Source organism: Chitinophagaceae bacterium, from assembly GCA_016699815.1.
In the GTDB taxonomy this organism is placed as follows: Bacteria; Bacteroidota; Bacteroidia; order Chitinophagales; family Chitinophagaceae; genus Ferruginibacter.
Window position 1 is genome coordinate 2,121,281 of record CP065012.1, and the last position, 18,096, is coordinate 2,139,376.

Genomic DNA, 18,096 nt, shown 5'->3' on the forward strand with positions numbered 1-18,096 from the left:
GTTGTATTCTGAAAGCATGCTATATGGGCATCGCTTACACAATCTTGTGTACATGACCACCATGACCTCTCGAGTTGAGTTCGGTCGACATCATAAGAGCTACTCGGTTCAATTGTAGAATTAATGACAACCCCGCTATCAACAGTAATTGAGCCTAAATCGACATTATCGTAAGAAGTGAAATGATTCGTATAACTACCGTCTGTATTTTGCGTTGGTTTTACAATGCAATGAAAGACACGTCTATCTTCAAGAAGAAGACTGATTAGGCCTCCACTTTCTATTCCATTGTTATATATTTTCGTGTAGTAGAACTGGTAGATATTTGTATCTTTATACATATCATAATATGTTGTCGTAGAATAATCAATAAATTCATTTGATGTGTCCTGTTGTTGTAAGCTCCCCCTTTTTAGTACACTTCAAAAGTAGAAAAATAGTTTCATTATTTAATTGTTTGTTTGTTCCTGCTGTTGGGCGTAGTGGAGCGGAGGCGTAGCCGAAGCGTAACGGAGCCCAACAGCAGGAATATTTTTTTGTGCATACTTTTCTCTATACATTTTTGGAGATAACCCTCCCAGTGCATCATGAGGCCTTAGGCAATTATAATCATCCACCCATATTTGTGTAACCTCTCTCACTTCATCAATATTATCAAACAGATAGGCATCTAAAATGCCTCCTCTGTATGTTTTATTAAATCGTTCTATATAGGCGTTTTGAGTAGGCTTGCCTGGTTGTATGTATTTAAACTCAATCTCATTGGCTATACTCCATGCCTGCGCCAGTTTTGCTACAAACTCAGGACCATTATCCATCCGTATTTTTTGTGGCTTGCCATAGCGGTTAATTAAATGTTTAAGCACCCAAATTACCCTGCTGCTTTTTAATGAATAGTCTGTTTCAATAAATAATACTTCACGGTTATAATCGTCTATTACATTAAATGATCTAAACTTAGTGCCGTTGCTAAGTGCGTCACTCATAAAATCTATACTCCAGGTTTGTGTAAAACAGTCAGGTATAGCCAATGCTTCTTTTACTCTTGCTGGCAACCGTTTCTTTATTTTACGGCGCAGTGGCAATCCCATCTGTTTATAAACTCTGTGTAATTTTTTATGATTAACAATGGTGCCACTATTTCTAATGCGGCCATAACACTTCCAAAAGCCTTCCACAGGGCTTTGTTTAGCAAGCTCTTCCAGTCGCTGAATTAGGTTACCATCATTTTTAATGGAATGATACTGCAGGCTGCTCCTGCTTAGTTTTATTAATCGACACGCCTTGCCGATGTCTTTTGGTCGTTCTAAACGCACTGCCTGAACAATGCATTTTTTATCGCAAGGCTTTAAAACTTTTTTTCAATAATCCATTTAGCAGTGTCAAGCTCCATCGCCAGATTGGCGTACATCCGTTTTAACCGGCTGTTTTCTTCTTCCAGTTCTTTTATTCGTTTTAATTCGGTGGCCTCCATACCTCCATAGCGTTGCCGCCACTTGTACAACGTTGCCTTGCTTAAACCATGCTCCCGGGTAATTTCTTCTGCGGTTTTGCCATTGTCAAACTCTTTAAGAATGCCTGCAATCTGGGCAGGACTGAATGTGCTTCTTTTCATCTTTTACGTTTTTTAAAGTTACAAAATGTGTCTACTTTTAAAACGTACTATTTTTGGGGGAGCTTACACAACAATACCTTTTCAGAATAATTTTCAGGTTTGAATTTATTTTGCAATTCTTCTAATGTATAGTTTTGGACGTAGGAAATTGTCCAAATAGACATAAAGATTAATAAGGAAAATATTTTTTTCATATAATTAAAAAGTTTTTATTTTTTGCAGTTTGTTTAGCTACACTTACCGCTAACGTTTTGCGGGTTTAAGAAGTTGGCGATTTCGGAGCACAAAACTGTCAAGCCACCACAAATGTTGATGCGAGGTAGAATGTTCAATTAACCACTGATTCGCCAATTTCTTAAACCCGCTGTTAGCGGTTCGGGCTTCTCCTTCGGTCGTCATAGTTGCCGGAATTGGTCAGCGTTAATAATGTTTTGAAGCAGGCTGTATGAAGCCGAAGGTGCTGTCCGTGAAGATGGGTGATAGAAGTCAATTACTTTGGCGTTTTTGTGTCTGCCGATTGCAACACCATAACCACTATTGACCCAATTAACTTCTGGAAAAAGTCCGTTGCGAAGTTCTTTCCAAGAAGTTCCTGTAATAATGATGTCGGGAGAAATGATGTCAATTTGTTGATGCAAAAAGTCAAAGTTTTTTCCTAAATGCTCAATCATTCGGTCGTATTCAGAGTTGCCAAGTCCTCCCGATTTTTTGATATTCATAAACGCAATACTTTGGATTGCCTTATGAGCAGAACCTTTGTTTGCCCAAATGTCGTCATACTGTGGAAAGCTATTGAGCAGTCCGTAACTCCATTCGGAAATGCGATAAGAAAAAGTGTAAGCAATTTCTTCACGCCACCATACTCTAAAATCCCCTGCGTCTTGTTTTGGATTGTTCGGCTCTTTCGCAATAAACAAAATTTTTGTCGGTGCGGAAACATATTGCGGTTCGTCCACAATGCCGTCTTTAACAAACTTTCCTTGATATTCAGGAATAGCTTTTTCCCACCTGTCAAAAAGGTCGTTAAGTAACTCCGTCTTGCTCGTCATTGTCCGCTTAACCAAGTCCACCTTGAATTTCAATTTTTTGTTGGTTGCCACATTTTGAGCAACGGAATGATGAAGTTGATTTTGAACTTGATGATGAAGAAGCAGTCATTGTCGTTGTGCTGCTGCTCACATTACCACATTTCTCACATTTCTGTTTGTAAGAAATTCGCAGTCCGTCTTTTTTAACGATGACTGCTCCTTGAAGTGCTACTGGCATAATTGTCAATTTTTATTTTGCCTGCCTACTCTGTTCGGTTTTCGGCTTCCCCGTTTTTGGTCGGAACTGTCGTCACAGCCTGACCGCTAACGTTCGAGTATTTGCGAAGGCGGGGAATTCATTGTTCGTCTGCCCGGTACAAATGCCCAATTGAAAAACTGAAGTTGAAGTTATGAACTAAAGCTGAATTTTGAACGTCGAGCCCGAACTGCTGCTGATGCTTGCATAGCGCTGATGTAACATTGTCTAGCCCTGCTTTTGCAAATACTTTTGTTGGCAGAAGTAATTTATAAAATAGTCGCTTGAATGATTTTAAATTCAAGCGACTATAAGTTTAAAGAGAATATTTTAATATTTTTTCAGCAAAAATAGAAATAACTGCACAAGTTGCAAGTATTAAATAAACCCAATTTTTAACATTCAGTTTTTCTTTGTATTTTATTAGCTCATAATATTTTATTAAAAGTACTGGAGTTAATAAAAGTGCAAATATAAAAGGAAACATATTCATTATTTAAAAGTTTATATATTAACCCCACATACAATCTACAAAGCTTCCTATGGCAATTGCTGCTCCAAACCATCCTAAGTACCGTGTTGCTACTTTTCCTACGGCTCTTAAAATAACTTGGCGTGAAGCACCTGCCCAGTTTGCACCTAATTCTGCTAAAGCTGTGAATCCTAAAGCCTGAAAAATACAATTTGCAACTTTTGTAGTTTGAATATTACTTATACCAACCTGCATTTTTAAATCCATTAAACTGTTAGCTGCATGAATTAATTTATAATTTTCCCCTTGTGATTCTAGTTCCGAAACTATATCACTATATCCTTCGTTAATTAAATAGGTTCTAGCTGAAGTAATTGCAGAAGAAATGCTACTACAAGTATGAAAAAATGTTTCTTGACCAGAAGAAGAAGCAGATCTAAAAGGACCGCCAATGATAAGATTTTCCGGATCTTGATATAACCCATAAGTATTTCCTCCACTAGATAAACATGTATATGGGAGTGGAATTGGTTCAGGCTCTGGTTCGTTCTTTGCCATTGGTTTTTTTAAACTTCTTGCAATAGCAATAAGACTGGCTTTGTAAATTTCGTCATTTTGCCCCCATTTCGGAGACTCGATATTCGGGTTTGAAGGAACCTCCATTGTGGAAATAGGTTTTAAGTCCTTATCCTTTTTGCAAGAATTCAAAGAAAGAATTGCAAAAATTAATACAGTTAGTGAAAATAATCTACGCATTTTTTTAAAAAATTAATTTATTCCTACCTCCAGATTTGGCACTGTGTCGGATTATTCTGCCCGTTAGCAGTTAGAATTTCACTCTTGCATATTCTGTCGAAGTAATTATTGTTTCAGGGTTTCTTAATGTCCTGCATTTTACTTTCAAAGTTAGAAAAGTAGCTATTTTATTTCTGCCAACGGTACGGCTTGGCGATGTGGCGGCATTTGAAAATCGTCAGACCGAACCGAAGCCGAATAGAATTACTAATGATGAAGATAAGTACAAAAGCTCAATAGTAAAAGTCCAGCCCGGACTGCTGCTGATAGCGAATAAAAAGCTGATGAAATGCACGTCAGCCCTGCTATTGCCAATGCGCTTGTTGGCAGAAGTAAAGGAAAGGTGCTACAATTTAATTTTGCAGCACCTCTGGAATAGTCATCAGTCATCAACAAAACCCAATTTAATTGATTCGGACTTTTTAACTAAAATGTCAAGTTTAGATTTTAAGATGAATAAGGATTTTGCTTTAATTGATTTGTCTTCAGCTATTATTGTTCTTGAAAACAATATGGGTGTACATCCTAAGCCATTATCAATAAAATCACTATATCTATTTATTTGATATTTAGGGATGGAATCTGAGGTCGATATTAATAGTGTATCATAAATTAAATAACTCTCATTCGAAAATCTACTTTCTTTAGAAGTTGACATAATAAATATGGCTTTTTGAAAGCAATAACCAGAAACATTACCTGTACTATCAATTTCTTTTACCTGACCAGTTGATTTTTCTTCCATAGAGAATTCTAAACGATTCCTTGTTGTTGAAATATATACTTTTCCTTTGTTGAAGTCGTAAAAACTACTTTGCAATGTATCAGCAGTATTGAATAGTAGTATTTGATTATTGTCTATCAGAACAGTTCTTTCTTCAAATACTGTATCACTAGAATGTATTTTATATACATCATATTTCAATACCATATGGTTGACATTTGATTGTGCTTTTAAATTGGAAGATGACATTACAAAAAAGCACAACAATATTGTCTCATATAATTTTTTCATTTTTAAATATTTAATTAGACACATGCACCTCCGGCCATACCTGCAAGTCCAGATTGGTAAGCGGCATCCTGTGCGGCTGCTGTTTCTGCCTGTGTTGGATTGTATCCATTTTCTAAATATTCATCATACGAAATAGCGAACATGCAAATATCAATAATTGTTACACAATCCGGAAAATATGGTTTTTGATAATTTTCAAAAAATTGGTGGTATGGGTTTAATTGGTTCTGCTTTGCATCTAACCAATATTTACTACTACTTCTTGCAATTTCTAATGCTCCTAATAGGCAAAGCTGTTTAGTGGCGGTAAAAGATTTTGAAAGGATTTCTGATTTCAATTTATTAAATTGTTTATTAATTTCATTGAAATCTTGAGATGAAATTGTTATGCTGACAATTTGTTTCAATATATCTTGTTCATACTCACTTTTATATGCAAAATGATTAGTTATATAATTCTTAAAATCATATATTCCCCTTTTATCAATGGCAAGTTTTGTATCGAAATAATTTAGTTCAACCCCTTCCATTTTTATTGAATAAATTGCATATCTATATTGTTCTTTTGTCAAAAGTGCTAAATTATTGGTTTTCCCAACCTGATCAATTAAATAGCTGTGGATAGCTCCAGCATTATCAGATAATTTTGAGAGATTATGTAAGCGTCCCCTTTTTTCGGTCAATCCAAAATTAGAGTTTTCTGTTCAGCTTTTTGTTTTTTTAATACTTTATCCACTAACCGGCTCTCTTCAATTTGAAAAGGATTTCCGTTCGCCGTTTGTGGATAAAGCTTTTGTGCATATTTTGAACATTGGCACCATTTTTCAGCAAACATCAGAGGCGATTGATATTGTAGGGATTTGTGCGGCCTCTCTGTGTTGTAATCCTGTCTCCATTTCTCACAATGTTCCCTTACTTCTCTCATTGTTGTAAATATATATGCGTTTAATAATTCACGGCGTATGCTCCCGTTTTTTCTTTCAATAAAAGCATTCTGCATTGGACGACCTGGTTGTATAAACTGAAGTGTAATGTGTCGCTTACTGCACCACTCTTCTAATTTATGACTGATAAATTCAGGACCGTTATCCATCCTGATATTGGCAGGGCAACCCCGCTCTTGTACCAATCGCTCCAGCACCCTTATTACTCTTAGAGTAGGCAATGAAGTGTCAGTTTCTATTGCCAGAGATTCCCTGTTAAAATCTTCCAATACATTAAACAGGCGTATTTTTCGGCCATCCTGTAAACTATCATTCATAAAGTCTATGCTCCACATTTGGTTAAAACTTGTGGGTAGTGTTAAGGGTTGCTTTATCCTTTCCGGTAAACGTGTTTTGGGCTTGCGCCTGATGTTTAAATTCATTTTCCTATATACACGCCTCACTCGCTTATGATTCCAACCATAGCCACGGTTGCGCAGTCGATAAAAGCTTTGCCAAAAGCCAATAACCGGATGCTTCTTCACAAGTCCTTCAAGGGCATCCTCTATCTGAGAATCATCTTTTGTTTTAGCTGTATATTGAAAACTGCTCCGTGGTAGCTTCACGATTTTGCAAGCCTTGCTAACACTACAATGTGCTTCTTCTATTAGTTGAAACACAGCTTCTCTTTTGTCAGCAGGCGTTATAACTTTTTTCGATAAAACCTTTCATTGCCCGGTTCTCGAAAGTGAGCTCCGCTACTATTTTTTTGTACTGCGATAACTCCGCTTCCATTTCTTTTATGCGCTTTACATCACTGGTTTCCATGCCGCCATATTTGGCTTTCCAGTTGTAAAAGGTAGCATCGCTAATACCCAACTCACGGCAAACATCCTTGGCAGGTATGCCGCTTTCCTGTTTCTTAATTGAAGCCACTATCTGGCTTTCGGTAAATCTTGTTCTTTTCATAATTGACAATTTTAAAATTAAAGATTATTCTCTAATTTCAAACTGCCGAAGATTGGGGACGCTTACAGTTCCATTTGAATACCAGAGCGGCATAAGCATCAAGGGCAAACACCGGGTGCATAAGATGGCAAACAAAAATTTAAAATCCTTGCTCCATCTGTGTGCCATATCAGCCATAAAATATGTGCAGGAAATAAAGGATTATTTTAACCGGAAAGTAGAAGAGGGTAAACATAAAATGAGCATCATCAATGCTATCAGAAATAAACTTGTATTAAGGGCATTTGCAGTAGTTAGGAATGATAAACCGTTTGTGGAAAACACCTGTTTCACCGGTGAATAAAAACACAAAATTATATTTTTTTAGTCCATAGAAATCAGCCGGAACAATAGCCGAACAGAGAACCAAAAGTTGAAGAACGTATTCCGTCTGCCCGCATTTTTGCCAACCTGCCTGTTATATGCATACTTGATTGGATTAAGAGCACTGTTTGTGATTGCAATAGCGAAAAAGGTTTGAATAAAATGTAATCGCTTTGCAGTCCCATGCTCTCTGTCTGCCATGGTATAAAAGCGGCTTTGAAAATAGTTGCTGAATAGAGTTTCTGAAGCCACTGTTTAGATAATAATTTTAAGGTTTCCCTTTACTGAAGCTCAACAAAATTGTTGATGACGCTGTTCAAAACAAGTTGCATATAACGGTTGCGGCTTTGTGCAGGAGCGGCATTCGAAGACGGAACTTTCGATTTACCACCAACCTAAGCAAAAACCGCTTGGGATTTTTCTAATTTAATTCTTTTGAGCAAAAAACAAGGGGTTTTTTGCGACAATCAAAGCTGAAACCTTGATTTTAACCGTTAATCCGCTCTTGCACAAAACCGTTTGTTGGCGGTAGTGATTCTTAGTACAATACATCTCGAATGCTTTCAGTTCTGTCAAAAACTTTTTTTGCAAAGGGGCAAAGTGGTATGATTTTTAAATTGTTTTTTTCGTGCGTATTCAACGGATTGCATTACCAATTTCTTTCCATACCCTTTTCCTCCATAGACTTCTTCAACACCTGTATGGTCAATTATAAATTTTGTTATACCTGCCCACGTGAAAGTCATTTCGCCTGCAAATGCTCCGTTTTCATAGATTACAAACCTTCCTTTTTTTCCGTTGTCTTCTCTTTCTATTTTTGTTTCCATTTTTTAGTCTTTTTTGATGCTCAATGCTCCTGATGGACACTGGGCGACTTGTTCGATTATTTCTTTGGTAGTGGCATTTTCGGGTTTTATCCAAGGTCGTTCTTTGGGGTTATAGACTTTGGGCAATGTTTTTGCGCAAATACCGGAATGGATACACTTTTCGGGTTTCCATAAAATGGTAATTTCTCCGTTAGAATATTCTTTCGTTTTCATCGTTTAAGGTTTTAAATTTTTCTCAATTCTTGTGTCCGGGACTATCCAAATTATAGCTACTATGAATAAAATTCCCACGCTGATGATGGGTGTAAAAAATGAAATGATGATTCCTGCAAGGTATAAAATTATGGAAAGATTCTCCTTTTTTGTATTTACAACGGCTGTGCCAATTTTCGAATCTTTTCCCTCGTTTTTTAAAATGGCTTTCATTAAAAAGGCATAAGCCACGGCACACAATAAAAGATTAATTCCATAGAGGGCTACCGGGTTTTGGGCAAAATGGTTTTCTCCCATCCAAGCGGTTGTAAACGGGATGAGGGATAGCATAAACAACAGACTTAAATTTGCCCACAAAATAGCTCCGTTCACTTTTTCCGTTGCCTGAAATAAATGATGGTGATTATTCCAATAGATGCCGACATAAATAAAACTAAGTAGGTAAGAGATGAACTTTGGAATCAAAGGTTTTAACGCATCAAAGCTTGAAACTTCCGGTACGGATAGTTCCAATACCATTATGGTGATGATGATGGCCAAAACGCCATCGCTAAATGCTTCCAATCTTCCTGTTTTCATCTTGTTTATTTTAAAAATGGCTTTCGGCCGAGGTCGAAAGCCATATAGGTTAATCTTCTAAATAACCAAATTTTCCGTTGTTGAAATCATTGAAGGCTTCAATCAACTCTTGTTTGGTGTTCATTACAAAAGGACCGTGTGCGGCAATAGGTTCATTGATGGGTTCGCCACTCAATACCAAAACAACGGCATCATCGGTTGCTTCGATTTCAAAAGTTTCTCCATCATTTGCCATAAGTGCCAAATGGTCTGTTGGCGTTTCTTCCATACCATTGACTTTAATATTCCCTTCCAAAACAAGTAAAGCCGTGTTGTAGTTGGCAGGAAACTCAAAAGTTGCTTTGCCGCCTTTGTTTAATTTGGAGTTGAACATATGTATTGGCGTGAAAGTTGAGGCCGAACCTTTGGTTCCTTTGTATTCGCCAGCAATCACTTCAATAACACCGGCTTTGTTTTCCAATTCATAGCGTTTGATATCAGCATATTTTATGGCTTGATACTTTGGTGCGCTCGTTTTGTCTTTTTTGGGCAAGTTGACCCAAAGTTGCACCATTTGAAAATCGCCCCCTTTTTTGCTCCATTCTTCTTCATGGTATTCTTTGTGAAGCACACCACTTGCAGCTGTCATCCATTGAATATCGCCCCTATCAATAATTCCACCGCCACCGCTGCTGTCGTGGTGTTGCACCTTGCCCTTGTATGCAATAGTTACGGTTTCAAAGCCTTTGTGCGGATGAACGCCTACGCCTTTTGGTTTGTCCGATGGTGGAAAGTTATAAGTTGAATTATAGTCCAACATAATAAAAGGATCCATACGCTGCATATCCATTCTATATCCGCTTGGGATAAAATTGTGCACTCGAAAACCATCTCCAACAAAATGGGGCTCTCTTGGGCTTGCTACTAATTCTACTGTTTTTGTTTTCATAATCTCAAATTTTTATAGTGTAAAATTAGTCTCAAAGCAGCATTTGTGCATTGATGTATGGTAAGAAACTAATTTTTAAAATTTTTTTGTGCCAATTCCTTCCGCACACGACTTAAACTTTCTGGTGTAATCCCCAAATAAGAAGCGACCATTGTTTGTGGCACCCTCAACAGAATATCAGGGTACATTTTTATGAATTGTAAATATCTATCTTCCGCCGTAGCGCTCAATAATAAATTTACTCTGTTCTGCAAATGACGAATATGGTTGTGAAGCAATTTATTGTTGAAATCTGAAAAGGAAGGGATTTTTCTGAAAGCAAATGAATAAATTCCTCATTTATCATTGCTGCTTTGCTATCTTCCAATGCTTGGATATAATAAGCAGATGGTTGGTTGAAATAGGTGCTTTCCCTATTGGTTACAAACCAATTTTCGGGCGCAAAAGTCAGGATATGTTCCCTGCCTTTTTCATCAATTGAATATTGTCGCAAAAGTCCTTTTTCCACAAAAAAAGTATGTGTGCAATGTTCATTTTCACGAAGTAGGAATTGGTCTTTTTTAAATGTTTTTGTGGTGCAGTTTTCAACTATTGACGAAATTTCTTTTTCATCAATGTCAAGATTTGAGGTCAGATATGTTTTTAAGTTGAAACTGTTCATTTTTGCTCGGAATGTTGTTTATCATTACCGCCAACGGTTTGGGTATTTGCGAAGGCACGGCATTTGAAAACCGTCAGCCGAATATATGCACAAAAGTTGATAGTGGCACAAATGGTCAATTACTTTCGTCAGCCGTGCTTTTGCAAATACCTTGTTAGCGGCTGGCGTTTGGGTCTTCAGATGTCAAATTTATCACTGTAATCTGTGTATTTGAAAAACCATTTATGAGGTTTGGGTTTACCTATTTCTTGATTTTTGATATTGTCTTACCAACTGATTTAGTTGGCTTGTCCATATCATTTATCGCAAAGTCAATTGCTTCTTTAATTAAATCTTTCACTTTTTGGTTTCTATAATCACTCGTCTTTTTTATGTCTATGTGTCTGATTAAATTGCCTGTACCTGTTAAGAGTTTGTTTGGGTTTTTCAAGAGAGTCCCTTTGTTAAACCCCAAGTTTAGGTGATTTGTATAAATAGGTAACATACAAAAAGCGTCAGATAACTTTTCAGATACTGAATAAACTGCTGTCAAGGCGTGAGTGTGATACACTAATTCATTACTATCTGGATACAGTTCCAAGATAAATTGTCGCAAGTCACGAAACAAGTCAATGACATCTGGGTTTTAAAGTCCAACAAGAATTGAAAGTCGGGGTGTATTGGTCTTGATTTTGTCATCCTGCTGAATTATCGTATTGCATTGCACAAATCAGGTTTCCTTCCGTGTCCAAAAACTTTGCAATGTAACCAACATAAGGAATAGCAGTCTTTGGCATTAAAACTTGCCCGTTATTTCTTTTTACTTTTTCAATTGTTTGGTCAATACTTTCAACACCAATGGTACATTCCAATCCGATTATTTTGTCAGGAATTGGGGAATATCTCCTTGATTGTAAAGCTCCAATTAATTCTCCATTTTCGGTTTTGTCGGCTTTGATTTGAAAAAAGTCGGATTGTCCGTAAGAATTGAAGCCCCAATCAAATACTTTGTCATAAAATATTTTTGCCCGTTCCATATCATCAATATGAATAGCAAAATGTGTCATTTTATTTTTCATTTTATTAAATTTAATTGTTATCAAGTTGGCTTAAATTACTACATCGTGTATCATAGCTACTCTGTTTTTGAGTTTGAAAGTTTTGATTATTTGCCATTGCTCTCCGTCAATTTGCTCAATCAATGAAATAGTCTTAAAGTTAAACTTTGAAGGCAATGGCATGGTTTTTATCGTTTCAAAATCCAAATTAGAGCAGCTTGAATTTCTTGGGTGCATTAAAGTAATGTGTGGAATTTGTACTTGTAAGTTATTTTGCGTTCCACTCAAAATCATTTTTCTTAAAACATTAAATTCTAAATTGTCCCCTATTGACGGTAGCAAGATACCTTTTCCATTGTTAAATAGCGTTGGTAGCCCAAATTGAATATTAAATGGTGGCTGTTCTAAATTTTCTAAATTTTCAATCACTTTATCCAAATCCTGTATTTCATTTTCCCTGCAAATTGTAACGTGACACTTGATAAGCTTTTTTTGCAAAGGATTGTACTTATCTCGGATTGCTTCTATTTGTTTGGCTTCTGTCTCCTCAACAAATAATGTCAATTGTCTGCGAATATTATTCATACCTGAATGCATATTTTCATCTACTTTGTAAGAGTTTTTATTGTCATTTTTCCTTTAAATACTATCCAAAATGCAAAACATAGTTCACCCAAAACCATTGGTATGGCTAGTATGTTTTCTAATAGATTAGCGGTATCATACTTTCCAGGAACAAATATTTTCATTGAATTGGTTGCCAAATAAGAAATTCCAGCTATTAACATCAGATACCAAATAAATTTGGGTATATACTGATGTTTTTTCAATATTAATGCCAATAGAATTAAGTGAATTCCAAATAATATTAATCCTATTGACCAGGTGTATAAAAAGTACTCAAAATTTTGATTTATCTCCAGGCCATGTTTGTTTGACAGTTCAATATTATTTTTCAAAAAAATGATGGCTCTGAAAAATATAACGGTATAGAGAAATCTTAGTAAGGATGTTATAAATGCAAGTTGTGGGTTTTCCTTCTTGAACAATTTAAAAATTGTCCACGATATCAAAAAATCAAGTAAAACAATACAGATGAAACCAATTACCATCCACATATATAGTTCTTGATTTCCCAAAAAGTCAGCTTGTACAAGATCTGGTGAATTGGGCTTGTAAAATTTCGTAAAAACATATCCATACGAAAACCCGGCTAATATTGCCATCAATATGAGTGAATAGCCGGTTATCATTGATAATACTCTGTTCATTATTAACGTAAGGTTTCTATCCGTTCTTTTAACTGAGATGATAAATTGTATTTTTTAATCAGTATTTCTTTTGCGTCTTTACAATAGGTTGATGCTTGACCTCCAATCCATTGTTCGTACCCGAAAGTTTTAATGGTTGCAAAAGGAATCCAAACTTTGTCTTTATCGTTTTTTTCTTGTATTTGAAACTCGCCACACAAAAGGTACATTTTTTCATTGTTGGGGGTTACTGTGTATGCCAATTTAACGTCACGAAAATTAATGGATGAATTGGGCCTGGTTTTATGGAAATCTGATGCCGAGGCATTAATTAAAAATTGAACTATTGAATCAATTTGCATTTCGGATGATTCGCTTTTCACTAATTCAGTTTTAAATTCGGTGTTTGAGGTTTGTGTAGTCTGCGCTGGTGGATTGCTTGTTTTACATGAAATTAACAAGATTGCTGATAGCATTAGCATAATTTTTATTACACTTATTATCTTCATTGTTTATAATTTAAAGTTTGAATTTTCTTTTAATGCTTTTTATTTATTTTCTTTAGTGTAATCTTCAATTTCTCTGTAGTAGCCGAGCGATTCTATTATCGGATTCCATTCCTTTCCCTCAAAAATGACTTTAAACCATTTCTTGTCTTTATTGCTGTAGTTAATATTCAAGAATAGCCAAACACTTATGCAAGTAAATATAAGAGTGATGATGCCATTGATGGTTATGTATGCTATGTTTCCACTCAGGAATGTACTTTCAGATAAATAGAAAGTTGTCCATACGGGTAATTGCAGAAAGAGGATACGGGCACACCAAAGGGTAGAGGATTTAAGATAAGATAGTCTTTTTTGTGTTTTTAAAACACTATCGGCTACATCTACCTGCTGTATAACAACAAGTTGATAGAGATATATGGCTATAGCTATCGCAGTTAAAATAAGCTGTATCGCTGCCGAATAAATAAAAAAATGACTGACCTTGTCATAGGCATACATAAAGAGATTGGTAATAATGACGCTTCCCAACATTACCCAAACACAACCCACCAATAGAGTAAAAAGTTTTATAGGTTTCATGCTGGCTAAGACTGATTTAGTTTTTAGCTTTAATACATCTTGTGCTGTAGCTTTGTTTATAGAGAGTGCTTGCTCCAATTTTTGATCGTATGACTTCCAAAGATTTAAGATTTCTGTGTGTTCCATTTTATTTACTATTTTGAAATTTGACTAATAATATTTTTTTTATTCTGTTTATTTTTGTTCCAACATTTGTTTCAGAAATTCCTATTATTTCAGAAATTTCTTTATGATTTTTTTCTTCGAGGTAAAGTAGCATAATAGCCTTATCTATTTCTTTCAATTCATCAATAAAGACTTGAAGCTGATTTATTTGGTACTCCTTCTCCTTATCAATTTCTATCTCTTGAAAGGTGAATATATTTTCTTCCAAAGGAAGAGAAGACGTTTGCAGTGTCCTGTTTTTTTCGGTAGAACGAAATAGAAATATTTAAAGCAATTCGGTATATCCATGTTGAATATTTATAGTGGTTATCATACTTTTTAAATGATTTCCACAGTTGAAAAATAATTTCCTGTATTAAGTCTTTTCTATCTTCCTCGCTTTTGCAATATGAACGAACAATTTTGTAAAGAATACCCCTATGGTCTTCAATTACTTTTAGAAATGTTTCGTTTAAATCCATATTTATATTTATAATGCCGAATGCCAGTTTTATTGTATTGAAAGACTTGCGGATAAATCACAATACTGTCGTTACAAATTAATTGTTGTGTTTAACTAATTATTCGCAAAGGGGTCAAAAAAATCACAGTCTGACTAAAAATATTTTTTAAGGGGTTGTCTGGATACTGAAAAGTTGTTGGGGTGGTCGGTTTACGCTTGCCGCTAACGGTTTGGGTATTGCCGAAGGCGGGGATTTTTAGCACTAAAGTTTAATCGAAGAACGAATGTCGAACCTTGCACAAATGCACAATCGAAGCACTTCAGCCCCGCTTTTGGCAATACCTTGTTAGCGGCTGCCCATTTAATAGGCATTTAAAATAGCTTCTTCAATTTCATTAAGTACAGATTGTTTGGTTTTGTGTTGGTCTGTTTTCGTAATTAAAGTAGAAAGCAACATAACGACAGAATATTGAAGTTGTCTTAAATGGGTTAATTCAATTTTTTTCTCTTTCCCGTGGTGAATTAGGCTACTCCTTACCTCATACATTGATTTCAAAAGGGCAATTAAATATTTTCTGTCCTCAACTTTTTTAAAAACAAGTTTAGAGCAATATTTACATACTGAGTCAATTATTGGAGAGTTTTGGTCAAGCAATAGAAGTGATTCTAAAATAGTAAATAATTCAACTATTCTCTGATGTAGATTTTTGTTTGAAATTGCATTTCCATATCTTTTAATACTATTAATAATTAACTGCTGTAGCTCAGATAATTCACAAGTTTCTATTTGCAACAGAAAATTGTGAAAATCGGGTGCTTGACGAGAAATAATTCTTTCCCATTCTTTGTCATCTATTTTATGATGGTGCTTAGGCCTTGATAAATTCAATTTTAGATCATCAAGCTCGTTTTCTGCATTGCAAACAAAAACTTCATTTTGAGGGTTTATGTTCACTCTTCTGTCAATGTCAAAACCTAATTCCACGTTTGGAAAGTCGGTTGTTTCTGAACACATTTTCAAGACATCTACCGCTAATGAACACTTTTCAAAAGCAATTTCTTCTCCTCTAGATGATTCAGCTTTTACCGAATAGGCAACATAAACCATTCCTTGATATTTTTTTCTAAATTCTGAAAAATCGTCACGGTATTTTTCTGGGTCTTTCTTTTTATAATGTTCTTCTAAATAATTGAAATATTCTTTTGTGAAAAAGTTGAATGATACTTTTCCGATTTCAAATGGTTTGTTTATGTCTAGATATAAAGTAGGAAAGTGGTATTTAATAGCTTTCAACGAGTTTTCTAATTCATCCATCAGAAAATTAGCAAAAGATTTATCAGCTTTTTTGTTTTTGAAGGTACTGATTAGCCAATCAAATATCTTGTCTTCAATAAATTCTTTGCTAATTACTTGGTTTATACTTTTTTCTTTGTGGATTGTGTCATTTAGTTTTACTAATCTTTTGTAGTTCTCAATGTTTAACCCAATACATTTTCCATTAAAACACTGTTTCTTTGATATTACTGATTCAAAATCAGTTTGACTGATTATAATAGGTGAGTTTACAAGTTTATCTGTCAAATCAAATGGAATTTTTTGATTTGAAGAGCCTGTGTCAGGTCGTGCAACTTTTGATTTTTCTTCTGTTTCTTCAATTAAAGCTAGAATATTGAAGGCTTCTTTTTCTATATACTTCTTTTTCTTGTCATCTAATTTCATTGTTAAACCTGAGGTATTTCGTTTGGTTGGGTTGCCGCTAACGGACAGGTATTGCCGATGGTGGGGAAATAGAATTCCCGTCCGCCGGAACTGCTGCCTGGCTTTTTGCTAAAGATAAATAATAAGAACTAAAGCTGGGCTTTATTCGTCAAGCCCCGAACCACAGCACAATAGAATTACTGCTGCTGATTGTTATTCCGTCAAGCCCCACTATTGGCAATACCAATGTTAGTGGCAGTTTAGGCTAATGCACTTCGTCGGCGAGTGATTTTTCTTTTCAATTCTTTGTTGATTTCGTCCAAGCTATTAAATATTTCGTCAAATGTTACTATCTCAATATTTTTAAAACTATGTCTTTGTAACTGAAAATCCTGATGCCTAGAGAAATTGGGTAACAAAGGTTCAATCATTCCGATAATTAGCTTTGCTTTTGGCTTAGTTATGAAAATATTTAAATCAGACTTCTTTATTCCATATTTTTTAGAAACTTTCTCAGTAATTAATTTTGCAACTTCTAATTTGTTGCTTTCAATCTTAATCAGATATTTTTCCAGTTGGGTACATGCCTTAGTGCAATTATGAGTTAAACAGTAATTGTTACGGTCTTTTCGCTTTGAAATTATGTCCGCACTTGGAGTTTTCAATTCAATCAACTCAATATTGTTGTATATATCAATAGCAATAAAATCAATAGGTCTGCTTTTAGCTTCTTCGTCAATTTGTTCAATGATTGTATCAACCTCTCTAATTACATATTTGTAACTTGGATTAATAATGTTGAAATTGTCTTCAAAAAATGTTTGCCACTTTGATTCATGTGACTTGTGCTTTTTGAGATGTTGTTGATAAAGTTCATTTATATAATCCAACTTGTAAGTGTCTGTCTCTTTAAATAGTTCAATTTTGGAAGCCAAAATATCATAACGCTTCTCATAAAGTTGAAATAGCAATTCATGTAATTCTTTGTCAGATAAATTACTAATAACCTCTTTGAATATTGTTTTTTAAAAGCTGTTGATACAAGCTCGCCGCCAATCTTTACATTGGCAGGAATTGTAATTTTTCTACTCAGAAATTTTAAGGCTTGGGAAAGTGAACTTTGATTTATCTGTTTTTTCTCGGAGTCGAATAAACCATGAATATAATTGTAGTCGTGACTGCTAAGAATAAGATGTTTGCCCACCGCTTTTGTCGTCACCTTGGTTTTCGAATCTGTTGAAAAGTCAATTGTAAATTCAACAATCTTTGGAATAGCCTTTAAGATTTCTAAAATGATATTCCCAAACCCTTTATAAAATGAACCAGTTGTATTATAGGTTCCTTTTAGTTTCGTTAAAGTTGAAATTCCGGTCGCTGTAAAAAAATCAATTGGGAATTCGGCAGTCGTAAAAACTTTAATAACTTTTTTTGACTTGTTAATAGAGCAGCTTAGTTTTTCCCCTGATACTCTTGCTTTAGATTTATTTGCAGCATAATCTGCAGACTTTTGAAGTCCAGTTCCTGTCATGTCAAAACTTTTTGAATAAGTTTTGACGCTGCTTCCGGAAGTAATATTTCGTGTCGAAAAAACTTGACTTGGCATGAGGGTTCAATTTAAATTGCCACTAACGGTTTTGGGCTTGGCGAAGGCGGGATTTATAGCACAAAAGTTCATACGAAGCACAAATGTTGAACCTTGCACAAATGTTTCTACGAAGCAGGTCAGCCCACCTTTTGCCAAGCCCATGTTAGCGGTTCGGCTTTCTTTTCT

The 18,096-nt window shown here is 35.2% G+C and carries 18 protein-coding genes and 6 pseudogenes; 1 reads left to right on the forward strand and 23 read right to left on the reverse strand.

Going from position 1 to position 18,096, the window contains the following annotated elements; translation table 11 throughout:
- Positions 1–539: 539 nt before the first annotated feature.
- From IPO46_09420 to IPO46_09455, 8 genes and pseudogenes are all read right to left on the reverse strand, one after another.
- Positions 540–1,615: pseudogene (locus IPO46_09420) on the reverse strand (IS3 family transposase).
- A gap of 395 nt (positions 1,616–2,010) precedes the next feature.
- Positions 2,011–2,715 carry a hypothetical protein gene (locus IPO46_09425; protein ID QQS62340.1) on the reverse strand — a complete coding sequence of 235 codons (705 nt, stop codon included), beginning with the start codon at positions 2,713–2,715 and terminating at the stop codon, positions 2,011–2,013.
- A complete protein-coding gene (locus tag IPO46_09430) occupies positions 2,672–2,881 on the reverse strand; it encodes a hypothetical protein (protein QQS62341.1) in 210 nt (69 codons plus the stop codon). The genes IPO46_09425 and IPO46_09430 overlap by 44 nt, the downstream gene beginning before the upstream one ends.
- Positions 2,882–3,215: 334 nt before the next feature.
- Entirely contained in the window at positions 3,216–3,386 is a 171-nt protein-coding gene (locus IPO46_09435) for a hypothetical protein (GenBank protein ID QQS62342.1), read from the reverse strand.
- A 24-nt stretch (positions 3,387–3,410) separates the two neighbouring features.
- A complete protein-coding gene (locus tag IPO46_09440) occupies positions 3,411–4,127 on the reverse strand; it encodes a hypothetical protein (protein QQS62343.1) in 717 nt (238 codons plus the stop codon).
- 421 nt (positions 4,128–4,548) lie between these two features.
- The gene (locus IPO46_09445) at positions 4,549–5,181 is read right to left on the reverse strand and encodes a hypothetical protein (GenBank protein QQS62344.1); all 633 of its coding nucleotides are present in this window, start codon (positions 5,179–5,181) and stop codon (positions 4,549–4,551) included.
- A gap of 14 nt (positions 5,182–5,195) precedes the next feature.
- Positions 5,196–5,864: a hypothetical protein gene (locus IPO46_09450; GenBank protein QQS62345.1), complete on the reverse strand. Its 669-nt coding sequence runs from the start codon at positions 5,862–5,864 to the stop codon at positions 5,196–5,198.
- Between the two features lie 143 nt (positions 5,865–6,007).
- Positions 6,008–7,073 (reverse strand): annotated as a pseudogene (locus IPO46_09455) (IS3 family transposase).
- A gap of 52 nt (positions 7,074–7,125) precedes the next feature.
- Here IPO46_09455 and IPO46_09460 point away from each other — a divergent pair.
- The gene (locus IPO46_09460) at positions 7,126–7,416 is read left to right on the forward strand and encodes a transposase (protein ID QQS62346.1); all 291 of its coding nucleotides are present in this window, start codon (positions 7,126–7,128) and stop codon (positions 7,414–7,416) included.
- 558 nt (positions 7,417–7,974) lie between these two features.
- On the opposite strand, the pseudogene IPO46_09465 reads toward IPO46_09460, so the two are convergent.
- From IPO46_09465 to IPO46_09535, 15 genes and pseudogenes are all read right to left on the reverse strand, one after another.
- Positions 7,975–8,263: pseudogene (locus IPO46_09465) on the reverse strand (N-acetyltransferase).
- A 3-nt stretch (positions 8,264–8,266) separates the two neighbouring features.
- The gene (locus tag IPO46_09470) at positions 8,267–8,476 is read right to left on the reverse strand and encodes a (4Fe-4S)-binding protein (protein ID QQS62347.1); all 210 of its coding nucleotides are present in this window, start codon (positions 8,474–8,476) and stop codon (positions 8,267–8,269) included.
- Between the two features lie 3 nt (positions 8,477–8,479).
- The gene (locus tag IPO46_09475) at positions 8,480–9,055 is read right to left on the reverse strand and encodes a DUF1211 domain-containing protein (protein QQS62348.1); all 576 of its coding nucleotides are present in this window, start codon (positions 9,053–9,055) and stop codon (positions 8,480–8,482) included.
- A 49-nt stretch (positions 9,056–9,104) separates the two neighbouring features.
- Entirely contained in the window at positions 9,105–9,983 is an 879-nt protein-coding gene (locus IPO46_09480; GenBank protein ID QQS62349.1) for a pirin family protein, read from the reverse strand.
- Between the two features lie 68 nt (positions 9,984–10,051).
- Positions 10,052–10,644, reverse strand: a pseudogene (locus IPO46_09485) (Crp/Fnr family transcriptional regulator).
- A 241-nt stretch (positions 10,645–10,885) separates the two neighbouring features.
- Positions 10,886–11,322, reverse strand: a pseudogene (locus tag IPO46_09490) (DUF1801 domain-containing protein).
- Positions 11,319–11,702, reverse strand: a complete 384-nt coding sequence (locus IPO46_09495; protein QQS62350.1) for a VOC family protein — start codon at positions 11,700–11,702, stop codon at positions 11,319–11,321. The pseudogene IPO46_09490 and the gene IPO46_09495 overlap by 4 nt, the downstream one beginning before the upstream one ends.
- A gap of 30 nt (positions 11,703–11,732) precedes the next feature.
- Positions 11,733–12,266: a 2'-5' RNA ligase family protein gene (locus IPO46_09500; GenBank protein QQS62351.1), complete on the reverse strand. Its 534-nt coding sequence runs from the start codon at positions 12,264–12,266 to the stop codon at positions 11,733–11,735.
- A 20-nt stretch (positions 12,267–12,286) separates the two neighbouring features.
- Positions 12,287–12,952, reverse strand: coding sequence for a DUF4386 domain-containing protein (locus IPO46_09505; GenBank protein ID QQS62352.1), 666 nt, complete (start codon positions 12,950–12,952; stop codon positions 12,287–12,289).
- A 2-nt stretch (positions 12,953–12,954) separates the two neighbouring features.
- Complete coding sequence (locus tag IPO46_09510) at positions 12,955–13,314, reverse strand: hypothetical protein (GenBank protein QQS62353.1); 360 nt, start codon at positions 13,312–13,314, stop codon at positions 12,955–12,957.
- Between the two features lie 165 nt (positions 13,315–13,479).
- The gene (locus IPO46_09515) at positions 13,480–14,145 is read right to left on the reverse strand and encodes a hypothetical protein (protein QQS62354.1); all 666 of its coding nucleotides are present in this window, start codon (positions 14,143–14,145) and stop codon (positions 13,480–13,482) included.
- A 1-nt stretch (position 14,146) separates the two neighbouring features.
- Positions 14,147–14,645, reverse strand: a pseudogene (locus IPO46_09520) (sigma-70 family RNA polymerase sigma factor).
- Positions 14,646–14,987: 342 nt separating this feature from the next.
- Positions 14,988–16,346 carry a hypothetical protein gene (locus tag IPO46_09525; protein ID QQS62355.1) on the reverse strand — a complete coding sequence of 453 codons (1,359 nt, stop codon included), beginning with the start codon at positions 16,344–16,346 and terminating at the stop codon, positions 14,988–14,990.
- A 239-nt stretch (positions 16,347–16,585) separates the two neighbouring features.
- Positions 16,586–17,215: a DUF4263 domain-containing protein gene (locus IPO46_09530; protein QQS62356.1), complete on the reverse strand. Its 630-nt coding sequence runs from the start codon at positions 17,213–17,215 to the stop codon at positions 16,586–16,588.
- Positions 17,203–17,928: a hypothetical protein gene (locus IPO46_09535; protein QQS62357.1), complete on the reverse strand. Its 726-nt coding sequence runs from the start codon at positions 17,926–17,928 to the stop codon at positions 17,203–17,205. The genes IPO46_09530 and IPO46_09535 overlap by 13 nt, the downstream gene beginning before the upstream one ends.
- Between the last annotated feature and the right edge of the window lie 168 nt (positions 17,929–18,096).

Bases quoted from the DNA above. Each gene is read 5' to 3' on its own strand.
- IPO46_09430 (QQS62341.1), bottom strand. From the start codon at position 2,881: ATGCCAGTAGCACTTCAAGGAGCAGTCATCGTTAAAAAAGACGGACTG.
- IPO46_09435 (QQS62342.1), bottom strand. From the start codon at position 3,386: ATGTTTCCTTTTATATTTGCACTTTTATTAACTCCAGTACTTTTAATA.
- IPO46_09440 (QQS62343.1), bottom strand. From the start codon at position 4,127: ATGCGTAGATTATTTTCACTAACTGTATTAATTTTTGCAATTCTTTCT.
- IPO46_09445 (QQS62344.1), bottom strand. From the start codon at position 5,181: ATGAAAAAATTATATGAGACAATATTGTTGTGCTTTTTTGTAATGTCA.
- IPO46_09470 (QQS62347.1), bottom strand. From the start codon at position 8,476: ATGAAAACGAAAGAATATTCTAACGGAGAAATTACCATTTTATGGAAA.
- IPO46_09475 (QQS62348.1), bottom strand. From the start codon at position 9,055: ATGAAAACAGGAAGATTGGAAGCATTTAGCGATGGCGTTTTGGCCATC.
- IPO46_09480 (QQS62349.1), bottom strand. From the start codon at position 9,983: ATGAAAACAAAAACAGTAGAATTAGTAGCAAGCCCAAGAGAGCCCCAT.
- IPO46_09495 (QQS62350.1), bottom strand. From the start codon at position 11,702: ATGAAAAATAAAATGACACATTTTGCTATTCATATTGATGATATGGAA.
- IPO46_09500 (QQS62351.1), bottom strand. From the start codon at position 12,266: ATGAATAATATTCGCAGACAATTGACATTATTTGTTGAGGAGACAGAA.
- IPO46_09505 (QQS62352.1), bottom strand. From the start codon at position 12,952: ATGAACAGAGTATTATCAATGATAACCGGCTATTCACTCATATTGATG.
- IPO46_09515 (QQS62354.1), bottom strand. From the start codon at position 14,145: ATGGAACACACAGAAATCTTAAATCTTTGGAAGTCATACGATCAAAAA.
- IPO46_09525 (QQS62355.1), bottom strand. From the start codon at position 16,346: ATGAAATTAGATGACAAGAAAAAGAAGTATATAGAAAAAGAAGCCTTC.
- IPO46_09535 (QQS62357.1), bottom strand. From the start codon at position 17,928: ATGCCAAGTCAAGTTTTTTCGACACGAAATATTACTTCCGGAAGCAGC.